Here is a 25,195-nt window from a genome sequence, read left to right as displayed (position 1 = left end):
GAAATGAAGAGAAAAACAATGGTTCCGGTAGCAATCGTGCTATTGGTCCTACTGGATCAGTTGGTCAAATGGTATGTGGTCAAGAACATTCCACTGGGTGTCGTTAAGTCTTTTATCCCCCATGTGGTCAGCCTGACCTATCTTCAAAACACAGGTGCAGCTTTTTCGCTTCTTGAAAATCAGCAATGGTTCTTTACCCTTATCACTCTAGTCGTGATGGTGGGGGCCTTTTACTATCTTTATAAGCACCTCAAGGGGTCGCTTTGGATGGTGACGGGCTTGACCTTGGTGATTGCAGGTGGCTTGGGGAATTTTATCGATCGCCTGCGTCAGGGCTTTGTGGTCGATATGTTCCACCTGGATTTTATGAATTTTGCCATTTTTAATGTAGCAGATAGTTATTTGACAGTTGGAGTTTTCTTGCTCCTGATCCTGATGTTGAAAGAGGAAACGCATGGAAATTAAAATCGAAGTAGCCGGTGCGCGACTGGATAAGGCTTTGGCGGATTTGACTCCCTTGTCACGAGCTGTAGCCAATGAGCAGATCAAAGAAGGAAAAGTTCTGGTCAATGGAACTGTGAAAAAAGCTAAGTATACGGTCAAAGAAGGAGACATCATCCAGTATGAAGTCCCAGAAGTGGAAGAGGTCAGCTATGAAGCAGAAGATCTGCCCTTAGACATCGTCTATGAGGACCAGGATGTCGTCGTCGTCAATAAACCCCAAGGCATGGTTGTTCACCCGAGTGCCGGCCACACCAGCGGGACCTTGGTCAATGCCCTTTTATACCATGTCAAAGACCTTTCAGGGATCAATGGAGAATTGCGTCCAGGAATCGTCCACCGGATTGACAAAGACACATCAGGCCTCTTGATGGTCGCAAAAAATGACCAAGCCCACGTCGCCTTAGCAGAGGAACTAAAAGACAAAAAATCTCTCCGGAAGTATTGGGCCATTGTCCATGGCAATCTTCCTAACGATCGGGGCATGATCGAAGCACCAATTGGTCGCAGTGAAAAGGACCGGAAAAAACAAGCGGTGACGGCTAAAGGAAAACCTGCAGTGACCCGTTTTCAAGTCTTGGAACGCTTTGGGGATTACACGCTGGTAGAGTTGCAACTGGAGACTGGTCGGACCCACCAAATTCGGGTGCACATGGCCTATATTGGCCATCCAGTAGCTGGAGATCCTGCTTATGGTCCTAAGAAGACACTCAAAGGGAAAGGACAGTTTCTGCATGCGCGGACACTCGGCTTTACCCACCCTCGCACAGGAGAGACTTTGGAATTTACTGCAGAAGTGCCAGCAATCTTTGAGAAAACGCTGGAAGACCTTCGAAAAGGATAGTGAAGATGGCTGAATGGAGATTCAGTCACTTTCATTACATACGAAATAAATAGTATTAGAAAGTAACATAGAGATGAAAGCAAAACGAATCGTCTTTAAAGTAGGGACCTCGTCTTTGACCAACCCAGACGGGAGTCTCTCCAGACAGAAGGTCAAGGTCATTACCCAGCAGTTGGCTCTCTTACACGAATCGGGCCATGAGTTGATCTTGGTTTCATCAGGGGCGGTTGCTGCTGGGTTTGGTGCCCTTGGTTTTAAGAAGCGGCCGACTAAGGTGGCAGACAAGCAAGCCTCTGCGGCAGTTGGTCAAGGGTTATTGATGGAAGAATATACCTCTAATCTTCTTTTACGCAACATTGTTTCTGCACAAATTTTATTAACCCAGGATGACTTTGCGGATCAACGTCGCTATAAGAATGCCCACCAGGCCCTTTCTGTCTTACTCAACCGTGGGGCGATTCCGATTATCAATGAAAATGATACGGTCTCTATCGCTGAGCTAAAAGTTGGTGACAATGATACCTTGAGTGCGCAGGTTGCGGCCATGGCCCAAGCGGATCTTTTGGTGCTGTTGACGGATGTAGATGGCCTCTATACAGCCAATCCTTCTCAGGATCCAACAGCCAAGCGTTTGGAGCGGATTGAGCACATTTCTCGCGAGATGATCGAGATGGCTGGAGGTGCAGGTAGTAGCAATGGAACTGGCGGAATGCTGACCAAACTCAAGGCAGCGACCCTGGCGACAGAGTCAGGAGTTCCCGTCTATATTTGCTCGTCTCTCAAGCCTGATGCCTTGATCGAAGCGGCGCAAGAGCAAGCAGATGGCAGTTACTTTCTAGCAGAGGACAAGGGTTTAAAAACTCAGAAGCAATGGCTAGCCTTTTATGCAGAAAGTAAAGGAGCTCTTTGGGTGGATGCTGGAGCGGCTGAGGCCTTGTTGCAATACGGAAAGAGCTTATTAATTTCGGGTGTGACCAAGGCAGAAGGGGATTTTTCTTATCAAGACATCGTCAGCGTCTATCATCAAGAGTCAGGACAATTACTAGGGAAAGGGAAAGTTCGTCTCGGCCAGTCGGCTGTGCGCGATCTGCTCCAATCTAAAAAAGCCAAGGGAATCCTGATCCACCGGGATGACTGGATCTCGGTAACTCCTGAGATTGACCTACTCTTTACAGAATTTTAGAGGAATTGTATGGAAACAACACAAGAACAATTAAGCTTAGCGAGATCAGCTAAGAAAAGCATTAATACAGCCAGTACAGCTCTTAAAAATCAGGCCTTGGAGGCCATGGCTAGCCAGCTTTTGAAAGCGACGGAAGTCATTTTAGCAGCCAATCAAATCGATATGGAAGTGGCACGCGGGAAGATCTCTGAAGTCATGCTAGATCGCCTATTTCTTGATCAAGAGCGGATTGCAGGGATGGCACAAGGTATCCGTGCTTTAATCGATCTGCCAGATCCGATTGGGGAAGAGCTGGATACTGAAGTTTTGGAAAATGGCCTTGAAATCCAGAAAGTTCGAGTCGCCATGGGCGTCATTGGGATCATTTATGAAAGCCGTCCAAATGTAACGTCAGACGCTGCAGCGCTTGCCATTAAGAGTGGAAATGCAGTGGTCCTTCGTACTGGAAAGGATGCCTTTCATTCTGCTCAAGCGATCGTGACAGCCCTCAAGGCTGGATTGGAAGAAGCCGGACTCAATCCAGATCTTCTTCAACTGATCCAAGATACGAGTCGAGCTTCTAGCCTTGCTATGATGAAGGCTAAGGGCTATCTGGACTTGCTCATTCCACGTGGTGGTGCTGGCCTGATTCAAGCGGTGGTTGAAAATGCCATTGTCCCCGTGATTGAGACGGGAACTGGCATTGTCCATGTCTATGTGGACAAGGAGGCTGATTTCCAGAAAGCCCTCGCCATTATCGAAAATGCTAAGACAAGCCGCCCATCTGTCTGCAATGCCATGGAGGTCTTGTTGGTTGATCAAGCGATCGCGTCTGACTTCTTGCCCTTGGTCAAAGAGCGTTTAGTGGATGCACGGGAAAGATCCGTTGAATTGCGCCTAGATGAGCAAGCGCAGGCTATCATTTCGGGAACAGCAGCACAGGAACAGGATTTTGATACCGAATTTTTAGATTATATTTTAGCAGTTAAGATCGTTGATGGAGTCGAGGAAGCGGTGGACCACATTGAAGCTCATAGCACCCATCATTCAGATGCCATTGTGACTGAAAATCCTGAGACAGCCGCTTATTTTACCAAGCAAGTAGATTCAGCAGCCGTTTATGTCAATGCATCTACACGCTTTACAGACGGGGGTCAATTTGGCCTAGGTTGTGAAATGGGGATCTCGACCCAAAAACTCCATGCGCGTGGACCAATGGGACTGCGGGAGATGACTAGTTACAAGTATATCGTCAGTGGAAATGGTCAAGTGAGGTAAGTCATGAAAGTAGCATTTATCGGTCTTGGAAATATGGGAGCTAGTCTGGCCAAAGCGGTCGCAAAAGAAGTGGCTAACACAGACCTGCTCTTGGTCAACCGTTCCCCTCAAAAGGTGGAAGAGTTTATCAGCCAGTATGGGGGAACGGCTTCTAATCTTGAACAAGTCTTTCAAGAGGCGGAGGTCATCTTCTTAGGTGTCAAACCCTATCAACTCAGCCCTTTACTTGAAGAGTACCAGGTCATTTTGGGCCAACGTTCCAATCTCCTGTTGGTTTCTATGGCAGCAGGTCTGGAACTGGAGCAAATGTCAAGTGTAGTTAAAAATGAGCGGGTGGGTCTCATCCGCATCATGCCTAATACACCAGTAGCCATTGGTCAAGGTGTCATCAGTTTGGCCCGCTCCCAAGCAGTAACAGACCAGCAGATAGCGCAAGTCAAACAGCTTTTAGCAAGCGCTGGGGCTCTCTATGAAATCGAAGAAAAATTAATGGATTCTGCAACTGCTGTTGCAGGCTGTGGTCCAGCCTTTGTCTATCAGATGATCGAGGCCATGGCGGATGCAGGAGTAGCCTTGGGATTACCACGTAGTCAGTCTCTTCAGATGGCGGCTCAGACTTTCAAAGGGGCAGCCAGTATGGTCTTAGAGACGGGGCAACATCCTGGAAACTTGAAGGATGCAGTTTGTAGCCCAGGTGGCTCAACCATCGCAGGAGTCAATCGCTTAGAACAAGTCGGCCTACGGGGCGACATTATTGCAGGTGTGGAAGCTGCCTACAAACGCACCCAAGAAATGGGACAAGAGGCAGGGCGAAATTAGATAAAATAATTGGTCAAAACCAAGCGTGTAGAACAGTGACGAACTGTTCTTTTATACAAATCTAACAAATTCAGAGTTATCCAATCCTCTATTGAAACTTTTCGCTGTGAGAAAAGTGCCTGAAACTTAATGGTTTCAGGCACTCGGGAGTTTTGAAACCTTAGGTTCAAAACTAAGTCATGGAACTTCTACGAAGTTCGCTGACGTCCGTTCTCGCCTAAGGAAAGTTTCTAAGAGGACTTTATTTTAAATGTAAAAGATTGGTTTTTTATCCAATCTTTTTTACGTTAGAGCGACTCTATCTCTACGAAGCCATTTTCTGTCAGACAATAGATTTTTTGGCAGACTTCTTTGAGGAAGGTCCGATCGTGGGAGACTGTAACCAGTCCGCCTGGGTAGTCTGCGAATAGGCGACGAATTTCTGGTTGGGAAGTGGGGGAAAAATTACGAGTAGGCTCGTCCAAGAGCAGAAACTGGGGACTTGTGAGTACTAATTGAAGGAGGAAGAGTTTTCCTTGCTGGCCACCAGAAAGTTCAGAGATAGGATGATGCATTTCAGAATAAGTAAAGTTGAGGGAGGCTAAATGCAATTGAATAGTGTTGATTTCTTCGCGATCACCTGAATGCTGAAGAAATTGAACCGGTGTCTGAGTCAGAGGGAGGCCTTCAGTGTAATCTTGAGGCATATAGGCAGTGCGGATGCTCTCATTCTTCCGTAAGATCTCCCAGATCATTTTTAGGAAAGTGGATTTCCCAACACCGTTGGAACCGATAATCCCTATCTTATCCTGCCCTTGAAGTGTGAGGGAGAGGTTCTTGACTAGGACACGATCCCCAATTGCGAGCTCTTCCTGATCTAAGAGAAGGACTCGTTTTTGAGGAGACAAGGGAGTGAGGGGAGGGAAATGCAGATTAATGATTTCCTCATCATAGGGTTGGGAAGTCATGGATTGGAATTCTCGCTCGTAGCGCTTTTCTTGTGAGAGGAGGGACTTCATTTTCTTTGCTAGGAGACGTCCAGCAGTGCTATCCTTAGTGTTTCGTAAGGATGTTTCGACTTGCTGACGGACGCGACGGTGCTTCTCCATTGTTTTTTGGTAGGCTCGTTGATCGTTGGCCGCTTGCTGAGACTGTTGCTTAAATTGTTGTTCCCTCTGGCTACTATAGTCTTGATAACCTAGGTGCTCTACAATGGTTTCAGCTTCCTTGCGGTGTTTGATCTGTCTGAGGTGAATGATGGTATCCGCCGTCTGAGTCAAAAAATCCTCATGATGGGAAATAAATATGATGGTTTGGGGACTCGTTTGGATCATCTGCTGGAGCCAGTCCAAGGTCTCCAAATCCAGATCATTTGAAGGTTCATCTAAAAATAGCAATTCATGAGGACAACAAAGTTCGTGAAGCAGTTGGACTTTGAGGGCTTCTCCTCCAGATAGACTTCCGATAGTTTGATCGCTTGTAAAGCGCTCGCTATTAAAATGCAATTGATCTGCCAGTCTGTAGAGGGTAGCATAGTCTAGCTCGTCCTCTCCAAAAAAATATTCTTCCAAGGTTTTTCTCTTCAATGCTTCTGGTAAAGTTTGGGGAATATAGGCATAGGAGTGAAAGGAAGTGGTGATTTCTCCTTCTATGGTCAGATAATCTGGTAGAGATTTTGGGGACATGAGGACCTGAAGTAAGGAAGATTTTCCATTCCCTTCTTCGCCAATAATAGCAACTTTTTCTCCTTCATGAATGGTCAGTGAAAGATCTCGAACCAGATCGCGTAAATCTTTTGTATGTCGGATGGTGAGGTGGGATAGTTTTAGCATAAGATTCCTTTCTACTGGTACAAAAAACAGCTCTACCTATTTAGTAGAGCTGTATTCATGTGGAACCCAAGCAGAAAAAGACCTTATTTAGCCAACAAATGGTTGGAGAATAGGTGAGAGGGTACACAAAAAGAGATAGAACAAGCAGTCCACTAAATAAAGTATTTTATTTAACGAAACTTAGTTGTTCATATCTCCTTACCTCCGAATATGATTAGATTTATTCTATTCCTTTTATTCGTTATTGTCAAGGAATTCCTTGCTTCTTACTCCCTTTTCTTTTCGGACTCGGGGGGATTTTATGGTATAATTAAAGGTATGCATACAAAACCAACGTCCGCTTATGTCCACATCCCATTTTGTACCCAGATTTGTTTTTATTGTGATTTTTCGAAGGTCTTTATTAAGAACCAACCGGTCGATGCTTATTTGGATCATTTGATCCAAGAATTTCGTCGGGAAGAAATCACACACTTACGGACTCTCTATATTGGGGGTGGGACACCGACAGCCTTATCTGCAGATCAGCTAGCCTATCTGCTCAAGGAGCTGACCAAGTCGCTTGATCTGTCTCAGATGGAAGAGCTGACGATCGAGGCCAATCCTGGTGATTTGGATCCAGATAAGATTGCGGTCTTGAAAGATTCGCCGGTTAATCGGGTTTCATTGGGCGTGCAGACTTTTGATAATCGCTTGCTCAAGAAGATTGGTCGAAGCCACCAAGAGCAGGATATTTATGACAATATCGAGCGTTTGAAGCTGGCTGGTTTTGACAATATTTCGATTGACCTCATCTATGCGCTTCCGACACAAACCATGGACCAGGTCAAGGAAAATGTTGCGAAGGCCCTTGCCCTCGACATTCCCCATATGAGTCTTTATAGCTTGATTCTGGAGAATCACACAGTTTTTATGAATCGCATGAGACGGAGCAAGCTTCCTCTACCAAAAGAGGAGCTGGAGGCAGAGATGTTTGAATACATTATTCAGGAGTTGGAGCGAGCGGGCTTTGAGCATTACGAAATTTCTAATTTCTCCAAGCCTGGTTTTGAAAGTCGGCACAATCTCATGTATTGGGACAATGCCGAGTATTATGGATTGGGAGCTGGAGCATCCGGCTATGTCGATGGGATTCGCTACAAGAATCATGGGCCTATCCGTCACTATATGCAGGCTGTTGATAAGGGAAATGCGCGTGTCCAAGAAGAACATCTGACGAAGACAGAAATGATGGAAGAAGAGATGTTTCTAGGACTACGTAAGAAAACAGGTGTTTCCAAGAAGCGTTTTGAAGAAAAGTTTGGTGTGAATTTTGACCAACAATATGGACCAGTGGTTGAGGAATTGACCCAGCAGGGCCTTTTGGTACCTGACAAGGACATTGTACAAATGACCAAGAAAGGTCTCTTTTTAGGAGACACTGTAGCAGAGAAGTTTATTTTGGAGTAGAAAATGGCAAAAACATTTGAATACAGCATGAAAATTCCGTTTGATATGAGCGATGTCAACGGTTATATTAAGATTCCCCAATTGATCTTGCTGTCTTTACAGGTATCGGGCATGCAATCGATTGAGCTGGGTATGAGTGATATGTACATTTTAGAGAACTACAATCTAGTCTGGATTATCACGGATTACAATATGAAGATCGAGCGTCTCCCTGTTTTTGATGAGAAAATCACCATCGAAACCTATGCCAAGAGTCACAATCGTCTTTTCTGCTACCGGGCCTTTAACATCAAGGACGAAGCAGGAAATACCATCATTGAGATGGTCGCGACCTTTGTCTTGATGGATCGGGATACACGCAAGGTTCATCCTGTTATGAGTGAAATCACGGATGCCTTTGACTCTGAGTTTTCAAAAACCATGCTCCGTGGTCCCCGTTTCAAAGAATTAGAAGGCGGCGTCGAACAAGAATACCGGGTTCGGTTTTACGACTTGGATATGAACGGACATGTCAACAATAGCAAGTACTTGGACTGGGTTTTTGAGGTGATGGGAGCAGATTTCTTGACCCATCATATCCCTAAAAAAGTTCATCTAAAATATGTCAAAGAAGTGCTAGCAGGAGGTCTCATCACCTCTCAATATGAACAAGAGGGCTTGAAAACTCAGCACCAAATTAGCTCAGATGGTCAGATCAATGCCCAAGCTGAAATCGAGTGGGAAAAAGTAGAAGAAAAGGGTTGGACTTATGGAAAGTAGAAGATTAAAAAATAAAAAACAGGAGCTTGAAAGCTATCAAAAACGGGTTGTGGCCTATGCCAAGCGTCAAAAGAACCCTTTGTACATGTTGGGAGATTGGCTCTTGACTCTTTGTGCTTTGGGCATCATCCTGGTAGAGGAAATTTATAAATTTTTCCGCTATCGCTTGAATTTAGATAGTTTTAGTCGCTTTTTAAGAGAAGATGTACGCTGGTATCGGGTCTGGATCCATTTCACCTTGGCCTTTCTTTTACCGGTCATGATCTTCTCGATTGGGATTACTAGCCAATCAGGATCCTTCTGGTCCAATTTCTATCACCGCTTGTCTCAAGGCGTGCTCTTTAGCACAACAGTCAGCCTCGCTGCGACCTTAGTGACGGATTTTGTGGAGAATTTGCAACCAGAAACTAAGTCTGACGGGAAAAATCGGAGCACCAAGCGCACGGTTTATCAAATCAGCGTGGATCAGGCAACCGTAATAGGCTTGTTATTGACCATTGTCATCCTCATGGTGGCTTCCTTCTTGTTTACCCAATCAGGAAGTCAAGGAATCAATTTTACAGGTTTGATTTTACAATTTATCCTCTATGCTGGAGCCTTGCTCTTGTATGGGTCTGGTGGACGAGTCGATGCAGAGAAGTTGCATGAAGAAGCTAACACAGAAAGGGAAGAATAAATGCACTATAAGGGCTATTTGATTGATTTGGATGGCACTATTTACAAAGGAAAATCACGAATTCCTGCAGGAGAAGCTTTTGTTCATGAATTGCAGGCGCGTGAGATTCCCTATCTCTTTGTCACCAATAACACAACCCGCACACCAGAGACTGTTCGGGATATGCTGGCCACTCATTTCAATATTGAAACCCCAGTTTCGACTATCTATACAGCTACCCTTGCGACCATTGACTACATGAATGACCAAAACTTGGGCAAAAAAGTCTATGTGATCGGAGAAGCGGGGCTCAAAGATGCTATTAAAGAAGCTGGCTATATCATCGATGAAGAAGCACCTGATTATGTTGTGATTGGACTGGATTGGCAAGTGGATTATGAGAAGTTTGCTAAAGCAACCTTGGCGATTCAAAAAGGGGCCCACTTTATCGGGACCAACCCTGACCTCAATATTCCAACAGAGCGTGGCTTGTTGCCGGGTGCAGGATCTCTAATTGCTCTTGTCGAAGCAGCAACACGGGTGGAGCCAGTGATCATTGGGAAACCAAAGGCCATCATCATGGATAAGGCTATTGAACACCTGGGTCTTGAAAGAGAAGAGGTCGTTATGGTAGGGGATAATTATCTAACAGATATTCGTGCTGGTATTGACAATGGGATTCCGACCCTTCTGGTGACGACTGGTTTTACCAAACCAGAAGAAGTGCCAACCTTACCAATTGCACCGACACATGTCGTTTCTAGTCTAGAGGAGTGGGATTTTGATGCTTAGAAGTTTGAGATCCATAAACCAAATCTTCTTCATCCTATCAGCTGCGATTCTTCTCACCATTGCTCTAGCCTGGGCCATCTATCCGCTGGAGATTCATTGGTTGGGGATTCAAAGTCGGACTGGTTTTTCGGCATCTGTCATCATGAAGAATTTCAATGTCTTGATGAACTACTTGACCAATCCTTTTCAATGGGTGTTGAAGATGCCTCAATTCCCCTCTTCCAAAAATGGCTTGCACCATTTTGAAGCCGTCAAATACTTGTTTCATTTGGTGACGGTCGTTTTCTTGGTGACTCTACCTGGTTTTATCCAGTTTATGCGGACAGTCGTCAAAAAAGGCTATCTTGTCTTGTACCGTGGTCTATTTTTTTGGATGATGCTCCTACCGGTAATGGTTGCGGTGATGGCTGTCATCATTGGCTTTGATCAATTCTTTACGCTTTTTCATCAGGTCTTATTTGCTGGGGACAATACTTGGCTCTTTGATCCACGCGTGGATTCGATTATTCTTGCATTACCAGAAGACTACTTTATGCATGCCTTTTTGATTTTCTTTGTCTTATACGAAGTAGTCTGTGCGAGTTTTTATCTATTTTCTAGGAGGAAGAAATGAACCAATATAACAGATTATTAGACCCTAAAAAAGATATAGGAAGGTATTCTGGGACACTTGCCATTTATCTCTTGGTAATGACCTTAGTAACCGTCCTGTGGGAAGTGCTCCTAGGCATGATCTTTTCAGGCTCTCTCAGAAAAGATCCAAGTCAAGTAACGGAGAAACTAAACGCCCTGAATGTTTGGGCTGGTATTCCCTACCTCATCTCTATTTCCATTGGACTCTTTCTTTTTAATGCCTATCGCAAGAAGGCCCTTTATAAATATGATCTTAAGCATAAGGGACGTAAGATGACACTTTCAGTCTTCTTTATTCTTCTCGCCTTTCTTGGCTTTTCTCAAGTCTTTTCATCTGTGATGACACAAGTGATTGAGCGCATGTTTGAGACCATTGGCCTTCATTCTCCAACACCAGATCTAGGAGATACGATTGAGCGATCTTGGACCATGCTCTTGTATGCTGGCTTTTTTGGTCCTATCACAGAGGAATTCTTCTTCCGTGGGGCTGGCTTGCGAGGCTTGGAGCGATTTGGAAAAATCTTTGCCATTGTCATGACGGCTATTTTATTCGGCCTCTTCCATGCCAATTTTGACCAGCTCTTCTTCGCGGGTATCATTGGTCTAGGATTCGGCTACATTGCTTTTGAGTACAATATCTGGTGGGCTATTTTCTATCACATATTCAACAACTTTGTCATTTCCCAAGGCTTGCACTATGTGGCTTATCACGTGGATGAAGGATTAGCAAGTTGGCTCCAAATCGGCGTTTTAGCCATTGGTTCCATTGTCATGATAGTGGTTCTTGCGACCAAATGGCCAGCTATCAAGGCTTATATTCAGGCCAATAAACCACAGCCAGGAGTTTTCCAGCGTGCCCTCGCTTCCTTCTGGTTCTGGTTCTTCGTGCTATTCACTATCCTGATGTCTATTGTTCCTTATGTGATTCCGCTTTTCCAGATGGCCAATCTTAAAGGATAAGTATTATCAAAGGGGGATCCTTTTAGATCCCTCTTTTCTGCTATAATAGAGAAAGTAGAACACAAGGAGAGAAACTATTTGATAGTTGACGAGGCATGCATGCTCTTCACCACTTTGGGACAAGTAAGAAACTAATTAAAATCTCAGAGTAGTGGATTAGAAATTACAAATCTAAAAGATAAGGTAATTGAAAGGGGATAAATATGAAGATCTATGATGATGTGATCAATGCACTAAAAAATATAGACTTTTTGAAAGAAGAAAGAGCTATAAATTTACCAATCATTCAGTTAAAGACTCTCAAAGATGCGGAGAAGAGTATCAATAGTTTGAAGTGGGAGAATTTTGTATTAGAGAAAGATGGGGATTTTAGTGCTTATCTTTCTAAAAATCATAGTGATATGTATAAACACTGGAATTCACTGGCAATAAGTGCAAAAGAGGAAATCATTCCTGTAATTGAAGTACGATTAGATAACCTGATTGCAGATAGTAAACTTCTAGAATCCATGAAAGATCAGATTAAATTTGATATTGTTGGCTTGGCAATTTACTTAACCATCAAAAAAGAGATACCCCAAGCTGAGTCATCATTTTTTGATGTGTTGTATGCTTTATACCAAGCAGGCTACATTCCTTGCGGTTATGCCAAGGGGTGCTATAAGGTTTTATAAGAAGAATGAAGAATACAAGTTCAATTTGGATCGGACATTTTTCAGATCTTATTTCGTTAAAAAAATCAATTAATTTAGTAGATTATAGAGAGGTTGGCTAAGTGCTAGACCTCTCTTTTTTGCTATAATAGAGGGTATGAACAACTTGATTAAATCAAAGCTCGAGCTCTTGCCGACGAGTCCGGGCTGTTACATTCACAAAGATAAGAACGGTACCATCATCTATGTGGGGAAGGCTAAGAATCTTCGCAATCGGGTGCGGTCCTATTTCCGAGGGAGCCACGATACCAAGACGGAAGCGCTGGTATCTGAGATTGTGGATTTTGAGTTTATCGTCACTGAGTCCAATATTGAAGCCTTGCTTCTTGAGATCAACCTCATCAAGGAGAACAAGCCCAAGTACAATATCATGCTCAAGGATGATAAGTCCTATCCCTTCATCAAGATTACCAACGAGCGCTATCCGCGCCTCATCATCACGCGCCAGGTCAAAAAGGATGGTGGCCTCTATTTCGGCCCCTATCCGGATGTTGGGGCGGCCAATGAGATCAAGCGACTTTTGGATCGGATTTTCCCATTCCGCAAGTGTACCAATCCGCCTTCTAAGGTCTGCTTTTATTACCATTTAGGGCAGTGTATGGCCCACACGGTCTGCCATAAGGATGAGGCCTATTTCAAGGGTATGGCCCAGGAGGTTTCTGATTTCCTTAAAGGGCAGGATGACAAGATTATAGATGAGCTCAAGCTCAAGATGAATACCGCTGCGCAAAACATGGAATTCGAGCGGGCGGCCGAGTACCGGGATCTGATCCAGGCTATCGGGACCCTGCGGACCAAACAGCGGGTCATGGCCAAAGATTTGCAGAACCGGGATGTCTTTGGCTACTACGTGGACAAGGGCTGGATGTGTGTGCAGGTCTTCTTTGTCCGCCAGGGCAAGTTGATCGAGCGCGACGTCAATCTCTTCCCTTACTACAATGATCCAGACGAGGATTTCTTGACCTATGTGGGCCAGTTTTACCAGGAGAAATCCCACCTGATCCCCAATGAAATCCTGATCCCTCAAGATATCGATGAGGAAGCGGTCAAGGCCCTTGTAGATACCAAGGTCCTCAAGCCCCAGCGCGGGGAAAAAAAGCAGTTGGTCAATCTGGCCATCAAGAATGCGCGTGTCAGTCTGGAGCAGAAGTTCAATCTCCTTGAAAAATCCATGGAAAAGACCCAAGGTGCTATTGAAAACCTTGGAAAACTCCTGCAAATTCCAACTCCTGTACGCATTGAGTCTTTTGACAACTCTAACATCATGGGGACCAGTCCGGTTTCAGCCATGGTGGTCTTTATCAATGGGAAGCCAAGCAAAAAGGACTATCGCAAGTACAAGATCAAGACCGTCGTCGGACCAGATGACTATGCCAGCATGCGGGAGGTCATTCGCAGACGCTACAGCCGTGTCATGCGGGATGGCCTGACGCCACCTGATCTGATCGTTATCGATGGTGGTCAGGGCCAGGTTAATATCGCTAAGCAAGTCATTCAAGAGGAGTTAGGGCTGGATATTCCCATTGCAGGCCTACAAAAAAATGACAAGCACCAAACCCATGAATTGCTCTTTGGCGATCCTCTCCAAATCATTGAACTTTCGCGCACCTCACAGGAATTTTTCCTCCTCCAACGGATCCAAGATGAAGTCCACCGTTTTGCCATCACCTTCCACCGCCAGCTACGTTCCAAGAATTCCTTTTCTTCTCAGCTGGACGGCATCGAAGGCTTGGGACCAAAACGAAAGCAGTTGCTGATGAAGCACTTCAAGTCACTGACCAAGATAAAAGAGGCCACTGTGGATGAGATCGTCACAGTCGGCATCCCACGAGCAGTCGCGGAGGCGGTGCAAGAAAAGTTAAATAAAAGAGACGATTTCGAAGTTAAAAAAGGATAGATATAAGGGATAAGTAAGGAAGTTACTTATCCTTTTTAGGTTAAAATAAACAGATAATTGCCATATGTTTATATTGGTAAAAAATAAGGGTTGATTCTATAAATGATGCTTCAAATATGATAAACTAATACAATATACAAGAAAGGTAGGAGATATTATGGCAAGTGACGCATCCTTAAAAAGTCAGTACGATAGTTTAAAATCGAAACGAGATATATATAAAAGAGTGCGTGATGGAATACAAAATTGTAATCTTGACCATAAACGCTCGACCTCAGAAATGGACGAGTATATCGAGTATACGAAAGGGATTATAGATAAGATTGATGGTCACGCTGGATATGCTTATTTGGATAATGCTTCCAGTAAGTTAAAAACAAATCGTGATAAATTGCAAGATTACGTTGATTTTGTAAATGATTCGAATGCTTCTTTTGTAGATCTATATAATGAGTTAGTTGCGCAAATTGCCTCACTAAATTCTCAGATGGAATCTGTAAAAGCAGAGTACAACAAAGGCAAAAAAGGTTGGGATAGACTAGGAATAGAAGAAGATTGGTCAGAACTGGCGAGAGGATGGTTTTAGCATATGAATACAAATATTAATGATATCGAGTCACGTTTTACTCATGATACTGTTCATTATGAGGATAGTGAGTTAAGGGCATTGATTGAACAACTGAATAGTGTTCATAATCTAATCAATTCCACCATCCCATCGCAAGTGAGTGCTTTAGGCCAAAAGGAATCACTTTGGTCTGGTGAAACCAAAGAAAAATATCTAGGTCTTAAAGATTTTATCCAGCAATATCAAGCAGACTTTGCGGATGCAGTTGGTAAGTTACACGAAGCAGCAGATGGTTTAGAAACACTCTTTTATCACATAAAAGACGCAAAGAGAATCAAGGAAATAGATAGCGTATGATTTTTTCAATTGAAGCATTATATGCATTGCATATGATTACAAATGATGGTTATAGTGAAGATCTCTTTCTCCTTCCTCTTCCTGAAGTTGAAGGGAAAGAGAAATTAGAACAGTTAAAAGAAGTCCTAGAGAAAGGTTTTGAAGATTTGCGCTCCATGGACTTGATTGATGAGAATGATGAGCCGACTGAAGCCTGTATGGCTAGAGGAATCTATCTGGATCAGTACCAAAAGGCTTTTTCCCACTGTGAAGTGGATCAGCAATTTTACTGTGCACAGTTGGTCGATTCGAATCGTTGGTACCATATCGTTATTGAACGGGTTGGGGAAAATGCATACACCCTTAATCGGATTCATAGTTTTCAGTTCCTTGGGATGACGATACAGCTTCATGATTTTTTGAGTGCTCAAAATCCCCAGAGAGAAGGAAATCCTAATGCTTCTTCTTGGGAACCGTATTCTGATGAGCGCTTATTGATTTATTACGGTCAAAGACCTGCATTAACTGTGATGACTTATTCTTATAAGAAACGCTCGACAGCTTATCTATATTTGGATGCTCCTTCAGGTCTTTATCAGTACGATATGCTGGAACAACGGATTCGGTCTGTCAGTACAGAAGTAATGGAAAAAGAAGTGATCAAGCAATTGAAAGTGAGGATTGAACCATGCCAAAGATTAGTATTTCCTTGACAGAACAAGAAGAACTTTTATTAGCTGCGCGTGAATTGGTCATGAGCACCATGGATTTGACAACTCAGTTACAAGAGTTGGTAGAAAAAGTACCCGCAGTTTGTAAGGAAGGATCTCTTCAATCACGTTTAGGTGAATTGCAACTGAGTCGGTTTACAGCTAAAGCTCAAACCTTCCAATCCTTAACAGAGTTGATGTACAATCATATCCAAACAACCTATCGAGCCATGATTGACACAGACAAACTCCTAGCAGCAGACATCGTCAATGCAGCCTTAGTAGATCCAACTATTGATCCAGAAACAAAAAAAGCTCTGGAACAGGATCCCCAACAGGCTTTTGAACTTACTAAAGAAAATATCAAAGAAAGTCAGACTAAACCGGACTATAAAGGTCCAAAATCAGAAGATGCTATCCTCTACAGTGGACGGACCGATAAGGGAGGTGCTTGATGACAGAGTATTATACAAATAAAAGTGACTTTGAAAAAGGTGATAACCTAGGCTGGGGCGAGAATAATGTTCAACAGGTTGTTGACTTGTTGAGAGATATAAAAAATGCTACTGAGATTGTTAAAACGAATCAAGTTGAAGACCTCTATGTCGCTCAAGGTGAAGGGACCTTAGGAAAAGACATGCCAGAAAGTGACTTTCTAGATGCGGAACATAAGGTTTTAAAAATTATGAGAGCCTTAAAGGAAGTTCACACTGAGATCGTACAAAATATAGAAAACAAGTACATCGGTGGATTAGAAGATGCTATGGAGGCCCTCAACAAGGTCAATGAGGGAAAAAATCAATACAAATCTGACCATTTGTCTTATAAAGAAACTACTACAAAAGTTGTTTATAATGGAACAGGTGGGATGGTTCAGCAAACTACAACCGAAACTAAACATTTCACTTTGTCTGATATCTTAAATAGTGACAAGAGTCCGATACCAGCAGCAGCTGCTAAATATAAAGATAAGCTCAAAGTGGCTAAGGAGCACCTTAAAGAACTTGAAAAATCTGATAGAGATACGTATAATAAACTTAAGGACTTAAGTGATCGGGAGTTAATGGATGCTTTCTATCCAACCGAAATGGGTGAATACAAACGGATGAAATCCACCTTTGCTAAAGACAATGAACAATGGCTTGGTTGGGTGGAAACGGGAGTCAAGGTCCTTGGAGTTGGTTTACTAGTTGTGGGGACCTTTGCCTCTGGGGGAACTCTTGCTCCATTAGCATATGGAGCTGGGACAGCACTCGTTGGAGGAGAAGCTCTTTATCGTACAGCCAAAGGAGAGACGATCTCTGGAGAAGTTCTCTCTACAGAGCAACGTTGGTGGGCTGGAGCAGAAGCTGTAACAACACTTTTGTCTGGTGGGTTGACAACTGCTACAAAGGTAGTTGGTAAAACAGCTTCAGAGTCCCTTCTTGCAGCTGAAAAATTTGCTCATATGGGAGCAAATGTCTATGATACTGCCCAGTTTGGGCACGACTTTGTGGAAGACCCTCAGATGGCCTTGACGAACCTAGCAACCAGTCAAATGATTGGTCGTACCATTGGTCACCTCGGAAATAAATACAAATCCTACAGAGCAAGTCAAGCAGCCAATGTCAACATCCACAGTGGGGAAGCAACTAGCTTTAAGGCTAGCATTAAAGATCGCGTCAAAACAACTTGGACAGATGTTAAGACCAAGGTGGGTGATGTCAAGGTTCAAGCTGGAGAAGCTTTTGAACACTTCAAGAACCGTGTTTCGAATGTGAAGAACAAAACCGTTGCGGCAGGAGCGGAAGCGCTTTCCAATAAAGTTCGGAACTTCAATGATGCGATGGAAACAGGTCGACAAAACGTTCAAAACATGATAGATTCCATTGGAAATCAACGTCAACCTGCCCTTGCTCTTGCAGGGGATGGAAATGTTAATCTACCAAAGTCTAACGTCTCAACGAAGATAGATGATTTCGCCGATCGCATCCAACAAATCTCAGTTGATCACAAACAGAAGATTGAGGCATTTGAAGGAAGAGGTGGGGGAAGATCGATCCCTACTCCAGTTAATAATATGCAAGAATTTTTTGAGACAGATTTTGGTGAACAGTTAAAAAATTCGTTGAGAAAGACAAAGAAACGATATGATGGACAAACTATTTATGAAGTGGTAGATAAGAGTATTCCTGGGCTTAAAAAAGGTGATCAGATATATTTAGATGGTATGCATAAAGACCATTTGGAGGTATTTAGTAGAAACGGGAAAATTAGTCAAGTTATTAATTTAGATGGTTCAATTAATTTAAGAAAAACTGAAGAAGGAATTAGACAAGGAAGAAGAATAAAATGACAATTGAGAAAGAATTGAATAAGGTCTTTGAAAATATTTCATTGATTCAAACAAGTCAATCCGTGGTGAAGTTTCCAGTAGACGATCTAGGTGACTTTGCAGACTATTTATCAGACTACATTCCAAATCATGTAGATTGGCTTAAAAAAGGAAATGAAAAGTTAGCCAATTCTATAACACAAGATAAAAAGATAGATAGAGAGGCGATTTCACAGTTAATAGTGGGTGTACGCAATCTCGCTTTGGACTTTGAAGAATTATGCGATATACTACTTAAAATTTCAGATCAAATTGATCGAAGTAGTTCATTATGAAAGAAATTTTAGAAATCATATAAGTGGATTAGAAAATCATTGAAGTGCCGGAGCAGGGCGGAGACTAAATAAATGATTGAAGTAAGCAAACTAATAAGACAATATATCGATTTTTTTGAACAATTAAATATTAAACAGCATATAGATAATTCTGAATATCTTATTGATTTAAAAGCTTGTGAGAATGAAATAGAAGATTACTTGGAGCAATTAAAAAATGGAATTACCTTGTTAGACAAAAAGAAAGATAAGATTTCTTCATCAAAAGATCAAGATTATACAACTGGTTTTGTAGATGTCCTTTTGGCTCTAGATGGTTTAGCAGATAGTTTTTCAGAGTTTAAGCAATCGTCAATAAAATTGAATAAGCAATTTATGTATCATAGTGGTGAAATTACTAAAAAAGAATACCTTGACGATGGCATCTTGAATGTAGAGATTGTAGATGATGAAGAAAATGATTCAGGTGAAATCTAGTTTTCTCTACAAGCGTAATTTTAATATTTTCTATACCATCCAACTAATTTTGGATGGTTTTCTCATTTTTTAATAGTTTTTGTTATACTAGACTTATTCCTCTAACACTTATGTATCAATTTAATAGTTGGTCGTACCATTGGTCACCTCGGAAATAAATACAAATCCTACCGAGCAAGTCAAGCAGCCAATGTCAACATCCGCAGTGGGGAAGCGACTAGCTTTAAGGCTAGCATTAAAGATCGTGTCAAAACAACTTGGACAGATGTTAAGACCAAGGGTGGTGATGTCAAGGTTCAAGCTGGAGAAGCTTTTGAACATTTCAAGAACCGTGCTTCAAATGTGAAGGACAAAACTATTGCAGCAGGAGCAGAAGCGCTTTCCAATAAAGTTCGGAACTTCAACGGTGTAATCAAAGAATGGTAAGAAAATACTGGCCAAAATTGGCCAAAGTATACTGAAGATGTTATTGGTAAGAATGGTAATGTAGTAAGAAGAGCTGGTAGTAAATATGATACGCACCATATTATTGAAAATTCATATGGTGGTAACAACGAATGGTGGAATATCCACCCAGCTAAATTTCCTAATGAACACCAAGCAGGTATTCATAAATCAGGTTCACCAGCTAATAAATTGTTTAAGTAAGGAGTTTATTATGTTTGAAGATATTAAAAATAATGTTCAGAATAAGTTTTATCCTGTTGATATGGATGATTGTAATGATGTTGAAATGCAATTAAGAATTAGGTTTCCTGATATGTTAAAAGAATTTTATAAAGAGGTAGGTTATGGATTTTTGAGTAGTCAAATTGATAATATTAACCGTGTGATGGACCCTAAATCCATTCTAGATTTTAGATTAAGACAAAATGATTACGAATTTTATCCTGACATTGAGATTTATGAAGAATTTGAGGATAATAAGTTAATTTTTTTTGAGGGGAATGAGTCTTCCATGATTTCTATTGGAATAGGTGAAGAGAATGCAGGTATTATTTATTACTATGATGTAGAAATTTCTAAGAACCTAAAGGAATTTTTGGATAAAATTTCTCAGAATAATTCTTTTTATTATGATTCATTTTAGTTTGAAAATTAGTCATATATTGTTCTTAAAACTAAATATTAAATAGTTTAGCTCAATTTAGAGCTGTTACTCTCAACAAATTGGGACTTATTGAATTGCAATAAGATTTTTAAATACTTTGAAAGTAATAAGATGTTTTAATAAAAATTGCTGAATTTGCAGGCCGAGAGCAAGTCATTGTTAAACTGTAGCCTTAATGATTAAAATGTGGTAACCAGGGTGTTATCACATTTTTTCCTATAGACTTGATATACTATGTAAAGTGACTGACTCGGATGAGATTTAATGATGTGAAAACAAAGAATGCATTGGGAAGGAACATTTGAAAATGAAAGAAATATTGGAAAAATTGTATCAGGTTTGTTCGTCATTAAATGATAAATTTAATGGAGAACTCCTTAATCGGGAGGACTTAGATGATTTTATCGAAGATATTCAATCAGATTGGGATTCAAGTGTTGACCAATTAAAAACTAATCTTGAGCTTTTAGAAAGTCAAATACATTCTATTGAATCTTCAGAAAATAATTCTTATACGAATGGGATTCTCGAGACTGTTTGGGGACTTAGACGACTTGAAGTCTTACTGGATGATGCCGATGAATTGTTAACAAACCTCAATAAAAAATTCTTGTTTCAAAGTGGTGAAATAACTAAGGAAGAATACCTAGATGATGGTCACTTGAATGTTGAGGTTATTGATGAAGAAGCCGATGATGAAGGGGATATCTAGTTCATTCTAGAACCTAATTATAATATAGTCTAAACCATTCATATTAATGTGGATGGTTTTCGCGTTTTAAGGGAGTTTTTGTTATACTTAATGCACACAGAATTTTCAATCCATAAAGGAGTAGTTATGAACCATCGAATCGCTATTTTATCTGATATCCACGGAGATACAAGAGCCCTGGAGGCAGTGATTGCGGATGCGCGTGCTCTAGGCGCGACGGAATACTGGCTTTTAGGGGACATTTTGCTACCGGGACCTGGACGAGAGGACCTTTTTGACTTGCTGGATGCGATTCCTATCACGGCAGCTGTTCGTGGAAATTGGGACGATTGTGTCCTAGAGGCTTTGGATGGCGAGTACGGTCTTGAGGATCCACAGGAGATCCAGCTTCTTCGTCTCACTCAGTACCTCATGGAAGGACTAGATCCTAAGCGGATCGATTGGCTTCGCTCGCTTCCACTAGTGGAGAAGAAGGAGGTCAATGGCATTCGCTTTTCACTAAGCCACAACTTGCCAGAAAAGAATTATGGTGGAGACTTGCGTCCAGCAAATGCGACGGAGAACTTTGATCAATTGCTGGATGACCAGACAGATCTGGCCATCTACGGTCATGTCCACAAGCAGTTGCTCCGCTATGGTAGTCAGGGCCAGCAAATTATCAACCCCGGCACCATTGGCATGCCTTATTTTGACTGGATGCCCCTACAAAACCATAGGGCCCAGTATGCGCTGATCGATGTTGAAGAAGATGGGGTGACCAACCTGCACTTTCGTAAGGTGGCTTATGACTATGAAGCAGAGCTCCAAGATGCCAAGGACAAGGGCCTTCCCTTTATTGAGATGTACGAAGAACTGAGACGCGAGGATAACTATCGAGGTCATAACAATGAACTCCTAACTTCCTTGATTGAACAACACGACTATCTAAAGGAGGCTAATGCTTTCCTTCAGTCTATAAAAACGCATAAGGGGTAAGAAACAGAGAAATGGGATTAACTGTTGATCAACATAGAGAGCTTGTTGTAAATGATATCCGACAAGCCCTTCGACAAGTTTTTGGTGAGCATTTCGAAATTGTAGACATAGAAACGACGGCCCGGAGCGCTTATGGTCCGACTTTTATTCTTGAGATTCATCTTGCAGAGTATAAGACAACAATAAATATTATGGTTGAAGGTAACGATGTATCACTCCTCTGGGGTCCTGAAAGATTCGGGATGGAGTTTTTATATGATCGAGATCATTTTAGGGATAGCTTTGCAAAGATCAAAGCTTATCTGAATCAACCTGGCCTTATGTTTTCTGAAGCACTGACTCCTGATAATCTCTTAAAAAAGCGTTTCCTCCTTAAAAGAATGATAGAATCTACCTTTGAGGGAATAGCAAAAATTGACCTCTGGAGAAGACCATTTGAAAAAAATGAGCCATTTAGGGTTGTCTTTACTTGTCTGTTGCCTCATTATCCGGCTTTTTTTAGCCTTGAGATAGCGGGTCAGCAGTTTGTCCTAGAAGAGATAGATCCAATGGCTTCTAGCATAGAAAGCCAATCCTTTCCACTTCAACAGCATATTGATTTAACCGTATCCAATATGACTTCTTTCTTGGATTGGTTTAAAGATAGTCTAGAAGGGAAGCTAAAAAAGAATGCTTCTACCGTCACGCTTTCTTGTTTAAGGCTCCCTCTTGATCCTGCTACAGTTGAAGAGAATATTTCTCAAGTACAAAAGATAATCCGATCGACGTTTACAAAGGATGTTTCTTTTATTGAAGCGAACAAACTGGTCAAGTCTAATAGTTTTTATGGCGTTGATTTTTCAGTTCTTTCTGCATATTATGATGCGAGATTTTCAATTAGCTTGGTTGGACGACACTTTGCTCTTCGTGTTATGAAGCCAGATAAACCAGATAAGAAAAACAATTGGATGATCAATGGTTTTCCTAATCTGCTGACGGAGGAAAATCTTAGCAAAGTCATCAGGGAAGCGGAGGCCTATTTTGCTAGTCACAGAAGAGCAGTGGAGTTTAGCAAAGATAAAAGTGAAGAAAAGCTAAGCAGCCAAGCTCGAGCAGAAGTAGAAAAAGATGCAGAAAGTGAACAAGCAAATATAAAAGAGAATATAAGACTGAAAAAACTATGGCAACTGCAGTTCCTATTTTTCTTTCTTTTTATGATCGCAATTTTAGTCCTAGCAATCTATACGGGTTTAAAAGAATAGGATAAATGAAAAAACCCTGCAAGCTCTTTCATTTTGTGTTAAAATAGAGGTAATAGAATTAGAAAAGGAAGTTGACTATGAAATTCCTAGAACTCAACAAAAAACGTCATGCGATCAAGCATTTTACAGACCAGCCGGTCGATCCAAAGGATGTACGGACAGCTATCGAAATTGCGACCTTAGCTCCAAGTGCTCACAATAGCCAACCTTGGAAATTTGTGGTCGTTCGTCAAAAAAATGCAGAATTGGCAAAATTAGCCTATGGTGCAAACTACGATCAAGTCATGGAAGCGCCTGTGACCATCGCCCTCTTTACAGATACCGATTTGCAAAAACGGGCTCGCAAGATTGCGCGTGTCGGTGGGGTTAAGAACTTCACAGATGAGCAGTTGCAATACTTTATGCAAAATCTTCCTGCTGAATTTGCTCGCTATGATGCCCAACAAACAAGTGATTACTTGGCTTTGAATGCCGGTCTTGTGGCTATGAACTTGGTACTTGCTTTGACGGACCAAGGTATTGGAACCAATATTATTTTGGGATTTGATAAATCAAAAATCAATGAAGTATTGGAAATCGAAGAGCGTTTCCGTCCGGAAGTCTTGATTACGGTCGGCTATGCTGCTGAGAAGGTAGAACCTAGCTACCGCTTGCCAGTAGACGAAATTATTGAAAAACGCTAGGCCATTTAGCAAATAAAAGATAGAGGAGGAATTCATGACAACAGTTGATTTTAAAGCAGAAGTAGAAAAACGTCGCGAAGAGATGATGGCTGACCTATATAGCCTCTTGGAAATCAATTCGGAACGCGATGATAGCAAGGCAGATGCAGAGCATCCTTTTGGACCTGGTCCTGTAAAAGCTCTTGAAAAATTCTTGGAAATTGCTAAGCGTGATGGCTATGAGACCAAGAATGTGGACAATTATGCCGGTCACTTTACCTTTGGTGAAGGAGAAGAAGAGCTTGGGATCTTTGCCCATATGGACGTCGTGCCTGCAGGTAGTGGTTGGAAGACAGACCCTTACAAACCAGAAATTATCGATGGCAAGCTCTATGCGCGTGGCTCATCTGATGATAAAGGGCCTACAATGGCTTGCTACTATGGTTTGAAGATCATTAAAGACTTAGGACTTCCAGTTTCTAAGCGCGTGCGTTTTGTAGTCGGAACGGATGAAGAATCAGGTTGGGCTGACATGGACTACTATTTCAAACATGTCGGTCTTCCAGAGCCAGATTTTGGCTTCTCTCCAGATGCAGAATTCCCGATTATCAATGGGGAAAAAGGAAATATCACGGAGTACCTTCATTTTGGAAATGACAACACTGGGAAGGCTAAACTTCATAGCTTTACAGGTGGTCTTCGTGAAAACATGGTGCCAGAGTCTGCGACGGCAGTCGTTTCTGGACAACTTCCAGATCTTGCTGGCCTTTTAGATGCCTTTGCCAAGGAACACCAGCTTCAGTATGAAATCTCAACTGTGGATGAAGAAACCTATACCGTTACGATTATTGGGAAATCAGCTCACGGATCAACTCCTGAAGATGGGATCAATGGTGCAACCTACTTAGCGCTCTTGTTGAACCAATTTGATTTTGGTGGCGCTGCTAAGGCTTACCTTCATGTGACAGCTTCGCTTCTTCACGAAGATTTTGCCGGTGAAAAATTAGGTATTGCCCATACAGATGCCAAAATGGGACCATTGAGCATGAATGCAGGTGTCTTCCATTTTGATGAAAGCCAAGCAGACAATACCATTGCCCTCAATATCCGTTACCCTCAAGGAACAGATCCTGAAACCATCAAAGCCATCCTTGAAAAGATTGAAGGAGTGGCTACAGTGAGCTTGTCAGCCCATGGTCACACCCCTCACTATGTTCCGATGGATGATGAATTGGTATCCACACTCTTGCGTGTTTATGAAAAACAAACTGGTCTCAAAGGACACGAACAAGTGATCGGTGGTGGTACCTTTGGTCGCCTCTTGAAACGTGGTGTTGCCTTTGGAGCTATGTTCCCAGATTATGTCAATACCATGCACCAAGCTAATGAATTCGCAGATGTTGAAGATCTCTATCGTGCAGCAGCTATTTACGCAGAAGCCATCTACGAATTAATCAAATAATCCACTACTCGGCCAGTTT

The 25,195-nt window shown here is 42.1% G+C and carries 27 protein-coding genes; 26 read left to right on the top strand and 1 reads right to left on the bottom strand.

Features of this window, described 5'->3' with window-relative positions; translation table 11 throughout:
- The first annotated feature begins 3 nt into the window (after positions 1-3).
- From lspA to proC, 5 genes are all read left to right on the top strand, one after another.
- Positions 4-465 (top strand): signal peptidase II, encoded by a 462-nt coding sequence (lspA, locus tag AB5Y61_RS03020; RefSeq protein ID WP_003001852.1) that lies wholly within the window; start codon positions 4-6, stop codon positions 463-465.
- Positions 455-1,345 carry an RluA family pseudouridine synthase gene (locus AB5Y61_RS03015; RefSeq protein WP_368403151.1) on the top strand — a complete coding sequence of 297 codons (891 nt, stop codon included), beginning with the start codon at positions 455-457 and terminating at the stop codon, positions 1,343-1,345. Before lspA ends, AB5Y61_RS03015 begins: the two co-directional genes overlap by 11 nt.
- A gap of 73 nt (positions 1,346-1,418) precedes the next feature.
- Complete coding sequence (proB, locus tag AB5Y61_RS03010) at positions 1,419-2,528, top strand: glutamate 5-kinase (protein ID WP_368403150.1); 1,110 nt, start codon at positions 1,419-1,421, stop codon at positions 2,526-2,528.
- Positions 2,529-2,537: 9 nt separating this feature from the next.
- Positions 2,538-3,785 carry a glutamate-5-semialdehyde dehydrogenase gene (locus tag AB5Y61_RS03005; RefSeq protein ID WP_368403149.1) on the top strand — a complete coding sequence of 416 codons (1,248 nt, stop codon included), beginning with the start codon at positions 2,538-2,540 and terminating at the stop codon, positions 3,783-3,785.
- A 3-nt stretch (positions 3,786-3,788) separates the two neighbouring features.
- Positions 3,789-4,604 (top strand): pyrroline-5-carboxylate reductase, encoded by an 816-nt coding sequence (gene proC / locus AB5Y61_RS03000; protein WP_070466111.1) that lies wholly within the window; start codon positions 3,789-3,791, stop codon positions 4,602-4,604.
- A 287-nt stretch (positions 4,605-4,891) separates the two neighbouring features.
- Here proC and AB5Y61_RS02995 read toward each other — a convergent pair whose 3' ends face one another.
- Positions 4,892-6,415, bottom strand: coding sequence for an ATP-binding cassette domain-containing protein (locus AB5Y61_RS02995; RefSeq protein WP_368403148.1), 1,524 nt, complete (start codon positions 6,413-6,415; stop codon positions 4,892-4,894).
- Between the two features lie 318 nt (positions 6,416-6,733).
- On the opposite strand from AB5Y61_RS02995, the gene hemW reads away from it, so the two are divergent.
- From hemW to pepV, 21 genes are all read left to right on the top strand, one after another.
- Positions 6,734-7,864, top strand: a complete 1,131-nt coding sequence (gene hemW, locus AB5Y61_RS02990; protein WP_368403147.1) for a radical SAM family heme chaperone HemW — start codon at positions 6,734-6,736, stop codon at positions 7,862-7,864.
- Between the two features lie 3 nt (positions 7,865-7,867).
- The gene (locus AB5Y61_RS02985) at positions 7,868-8,623 is read left to right on the top strand and encodes an acyl-ACP thioesterase domain-containing protein (RefSeq protein WP_368403146.1); all 756 of its coding nucleotides are present in this window, start codon (positions 7,868-7,870) and stop codon (positions 8,621-8,623) included.
- On the top strand, positions 8,613-9,299 hold the full coding sequence (locus tag AB5Y61_RS02980; protein ID WP_368403145.1) for a hypothetical protein: 687 nt from the start codon (positions 8,613-8,615) through the stop codon (positions 9,297-9,299). Before AB5Y61_RS02985 ends, AB5Y61_RS02980 begins: the two co-directional genes overlap by 11 nt.
- Complete coding sequence (locus tag AB5Y61_RS02975) at positions 9,300-10,070, top strand: TIGR01457 family HAD-type hydrolase (protein ID WP_368403144.1); 771 nt, start codon at positions 9,300-9,302, stop codon at positions 10,068-10,070.
- A complete protein-coding gene (locus tag AB5Y61_RS02970; RefSeq protein ID WP_368403186.1) occupies positions 10,063-10,683 on the top strand; it encodes a TIGR01906 family membrane protein in 621 nt (206 codons plus the stop codon). The genes AB5Y61_RS02975 and AB5Y61_RS02970 overlap by 8 nt, the downstream gene beginning before the upstream one ends.
- On the top strand, positions 10,680-11,663 hold the full coding sequence (locus tag AB5Y61_RS02965; RefSeq protein WP_368403143.1) for a lysostaphin resistance A-like protein: 984 nt from the start codon (positions 10,680-10,682) through the stop codon (positions 11,661-11,663). The genes AB5Y61_RS02970 and AB5Y61_RS02965 overlap by 4 nt, the downstream gene beginning before the upstream one ends.
- Before the next feature lie 203 nt (positions 11,664-11,866).
- Positions 11,867-12,337, top strand: coding sequence for a hypothetical protein (locus AB5Y61_RS02960; protein WP_368403142.1), 471 nt, complete (start codon positions 11,867-11,869; stop codon positions 12,335-12,337).
- Positions 12,338-12,473: 136 nt separating this feature from the next.
- Positions 12,474-14,273: an excinuclease ABC subunit UvrC gene (gene uvrC, locus AB5Y61_RS02955; protein ID WP_368403141.1), complete on the top strand. Its 1,800-nt coding sequence runs from the start codon at positions 12,474-12,476 to the stop codon at positions 14,271-14,273.
- Between the two features lie 157 nt (positions 14,274-14,430).
- The gene (locus AB5Y61_RS02950) at positions 14,431-14,859 is read left to right on the top strand and encodes a hypothetical protein (protein ID WP_368403140.1); all 429 of its coding nucleotides are present in this window, start codon (positions 14,431-14,433) and stop codon (positions 14,857-14,859) included.
- A 3-nt stretch (positions 14,860-14,862) separates the two neighbouring features.
- Positions 14,863-15,198 (top strand): hypothetical protein, encoded by a 336-nt coding sequence (locus AB5Y61_RS02945; protein WP_368403138.1) that lies wholly within the window; start codon positions 14,863-14,865, stop codon positions 15,196-15,198.
- On the top strand, positions 15,195-15,890 hold the full coding sequence (locus AB5Y61_RS02940; protein WP_368403137.1) for a hypothetical protein: 696 nt from the start codon (positions 15,195-15,197) through the stop codon (positions 15,888-15,890). The genes AB5Y61_RS02945 and AB5Y61_RS02940 overlap by 4 nt, the downstream gene beginning before the upstream one ends.
- On the top strand, positions 15,866-16,342 hold the full coding sequence (locus AB5Y61_RS02935; protein ID WP_368403135.1) for a hypothetical protein: 477 nt from the start codon (positions 15,866-15,868) through the stop codon (positions 16,340-16,342). The genes AB5Y61_RS02940 and AB5Y61_RS02935 overlap by 25 nt, the downstream gene beginning before the upstream one ends.
- Positions 16,342-18,222, top strand: coding sequence for a hypothetical protein (locus AB5Y61_RS02930; protein ID WP_368403134.1), 1,881 nt, complete (start codon positions 16,342-16,344; stop codon positions 18,220-18,222). The genes AB5Y61_RS02935 and AB5Y61_RS02930 overlap by 1 nt, the downstream gene beginning before the upstream one ends.
- Positions 18,219-18,536 (top strand): hypothetical protein, encoded by a 318-nt coding sequence (locus AB5Y61_RS02925; RefSeq protein WP_368403133.1) that lies wholly within the window; start codon positions 18,219-18,221, stop codon positions 18,534-18,536. The genes AB5Y61_RS02930 and AB5Y61_RS02925 overlap by 4 nt, the downstream gene beginning before the upstream one ends.
- Positions 18,537-18,608: 72 nt before the next feature.
- Positions 18,609-19,013 carry a hypothetical protein gene (locus AB5Y61_RS02920; protein ID WP_368403131.1) on the top strand — a complete coding sequence of 135 codons (405 nt, stop codon included), beginning with the start codon at positions 18,609-18,611 and terminating at the stop codon, positions 19,011-19,013.
- 658 nt (positions 19,014-19,671) lie between these two features.
- Complete coding sequence (locus AB5Y61_RS02915) at positions 19,672-20,103, top strand: SMI1/KNR4 family protein (RefSeq protein WP_368403129.1); 432 nt, start codon at positions 19,672-19,674, stop codon at positions 20,101-20,103.
- A gap of 328 nt (positions 20,104-20,431) precedes the next feature.
- Positions 20,432-20,836, top strand: a complete 405-nt coding sequence (locus tag AB5Y61_RS02910) for a hypothetical protein (RefSeq protein WP_368403127.1) — start codon at positions 20,432-20,434, stop codon at positions 20,834-20,836.
- Positions 20,837-20,962: 126 nt separating this feature from the next.
- Positions 20,963-21,811: a metallophosphoesterase gene (locus AB5Y61_RS02905; RefSeq protein ID WP_368403126.1), complete on the top strand. Its 849-nt coding sequence runs from the start codon at positions 20,963-20,965 to the stop codon at positions 21,809-21,811.
- 11 nt (positions 21,812-21,822) lie between these two features.
- The gene (locus AB5Y61_RS02900) at positions 21,823-23,052 is read left to right on the top strand and encodes a hypothetical protein (protein ID WP_368403124.1); all 1,230 of its coding nucleotides are present in this window, start codon (positions 21,823-21,825) and stop codon (positions 23,050-23,052) included.
- Positions 23,053-23,129: 77 nt separating this feature from the next.
- A complete protein-coding gene (locus AB5Y61_RS02895; protein WP_315376356.1) occupies positions 23,130-23,735 on the top strand; it encodes a nitroreductase family protein in 606 nt (201 codons plus the stop codon).
- Between the two features lie 34 nt (positions 23,736-23,769).
- Positions 23,770-25,176 carry a dipeptidase PepV gene (gene pepV / locus AB5Y61_RS02890; RefSeq protein ID WP_368403122.1) on the top strand — a complete coding sequence of 469 codons (1,407 nt, stop codon included), beginning with the start codon at positions 23,770-23,772 and terminating at the stop codon, positions 25,174-25,176.
- The last annotated feature ends 19 nt before the right edge of the window (positions 25,177-25,195 follow it).

Source organism: Streptococcus parasanguinis (assembly GCF_040908565.1).
GTDB classification, from domain to species: domain Bacteria; phylum Bacillota; class Bacilli; order Lactobacillales; family Streptococcaceae; genus Streptococcus; species Streptococcus parasanguinis_AC.
This window is presented reverse-complemented; position numbering and strand designations above follow the sequence as displayed.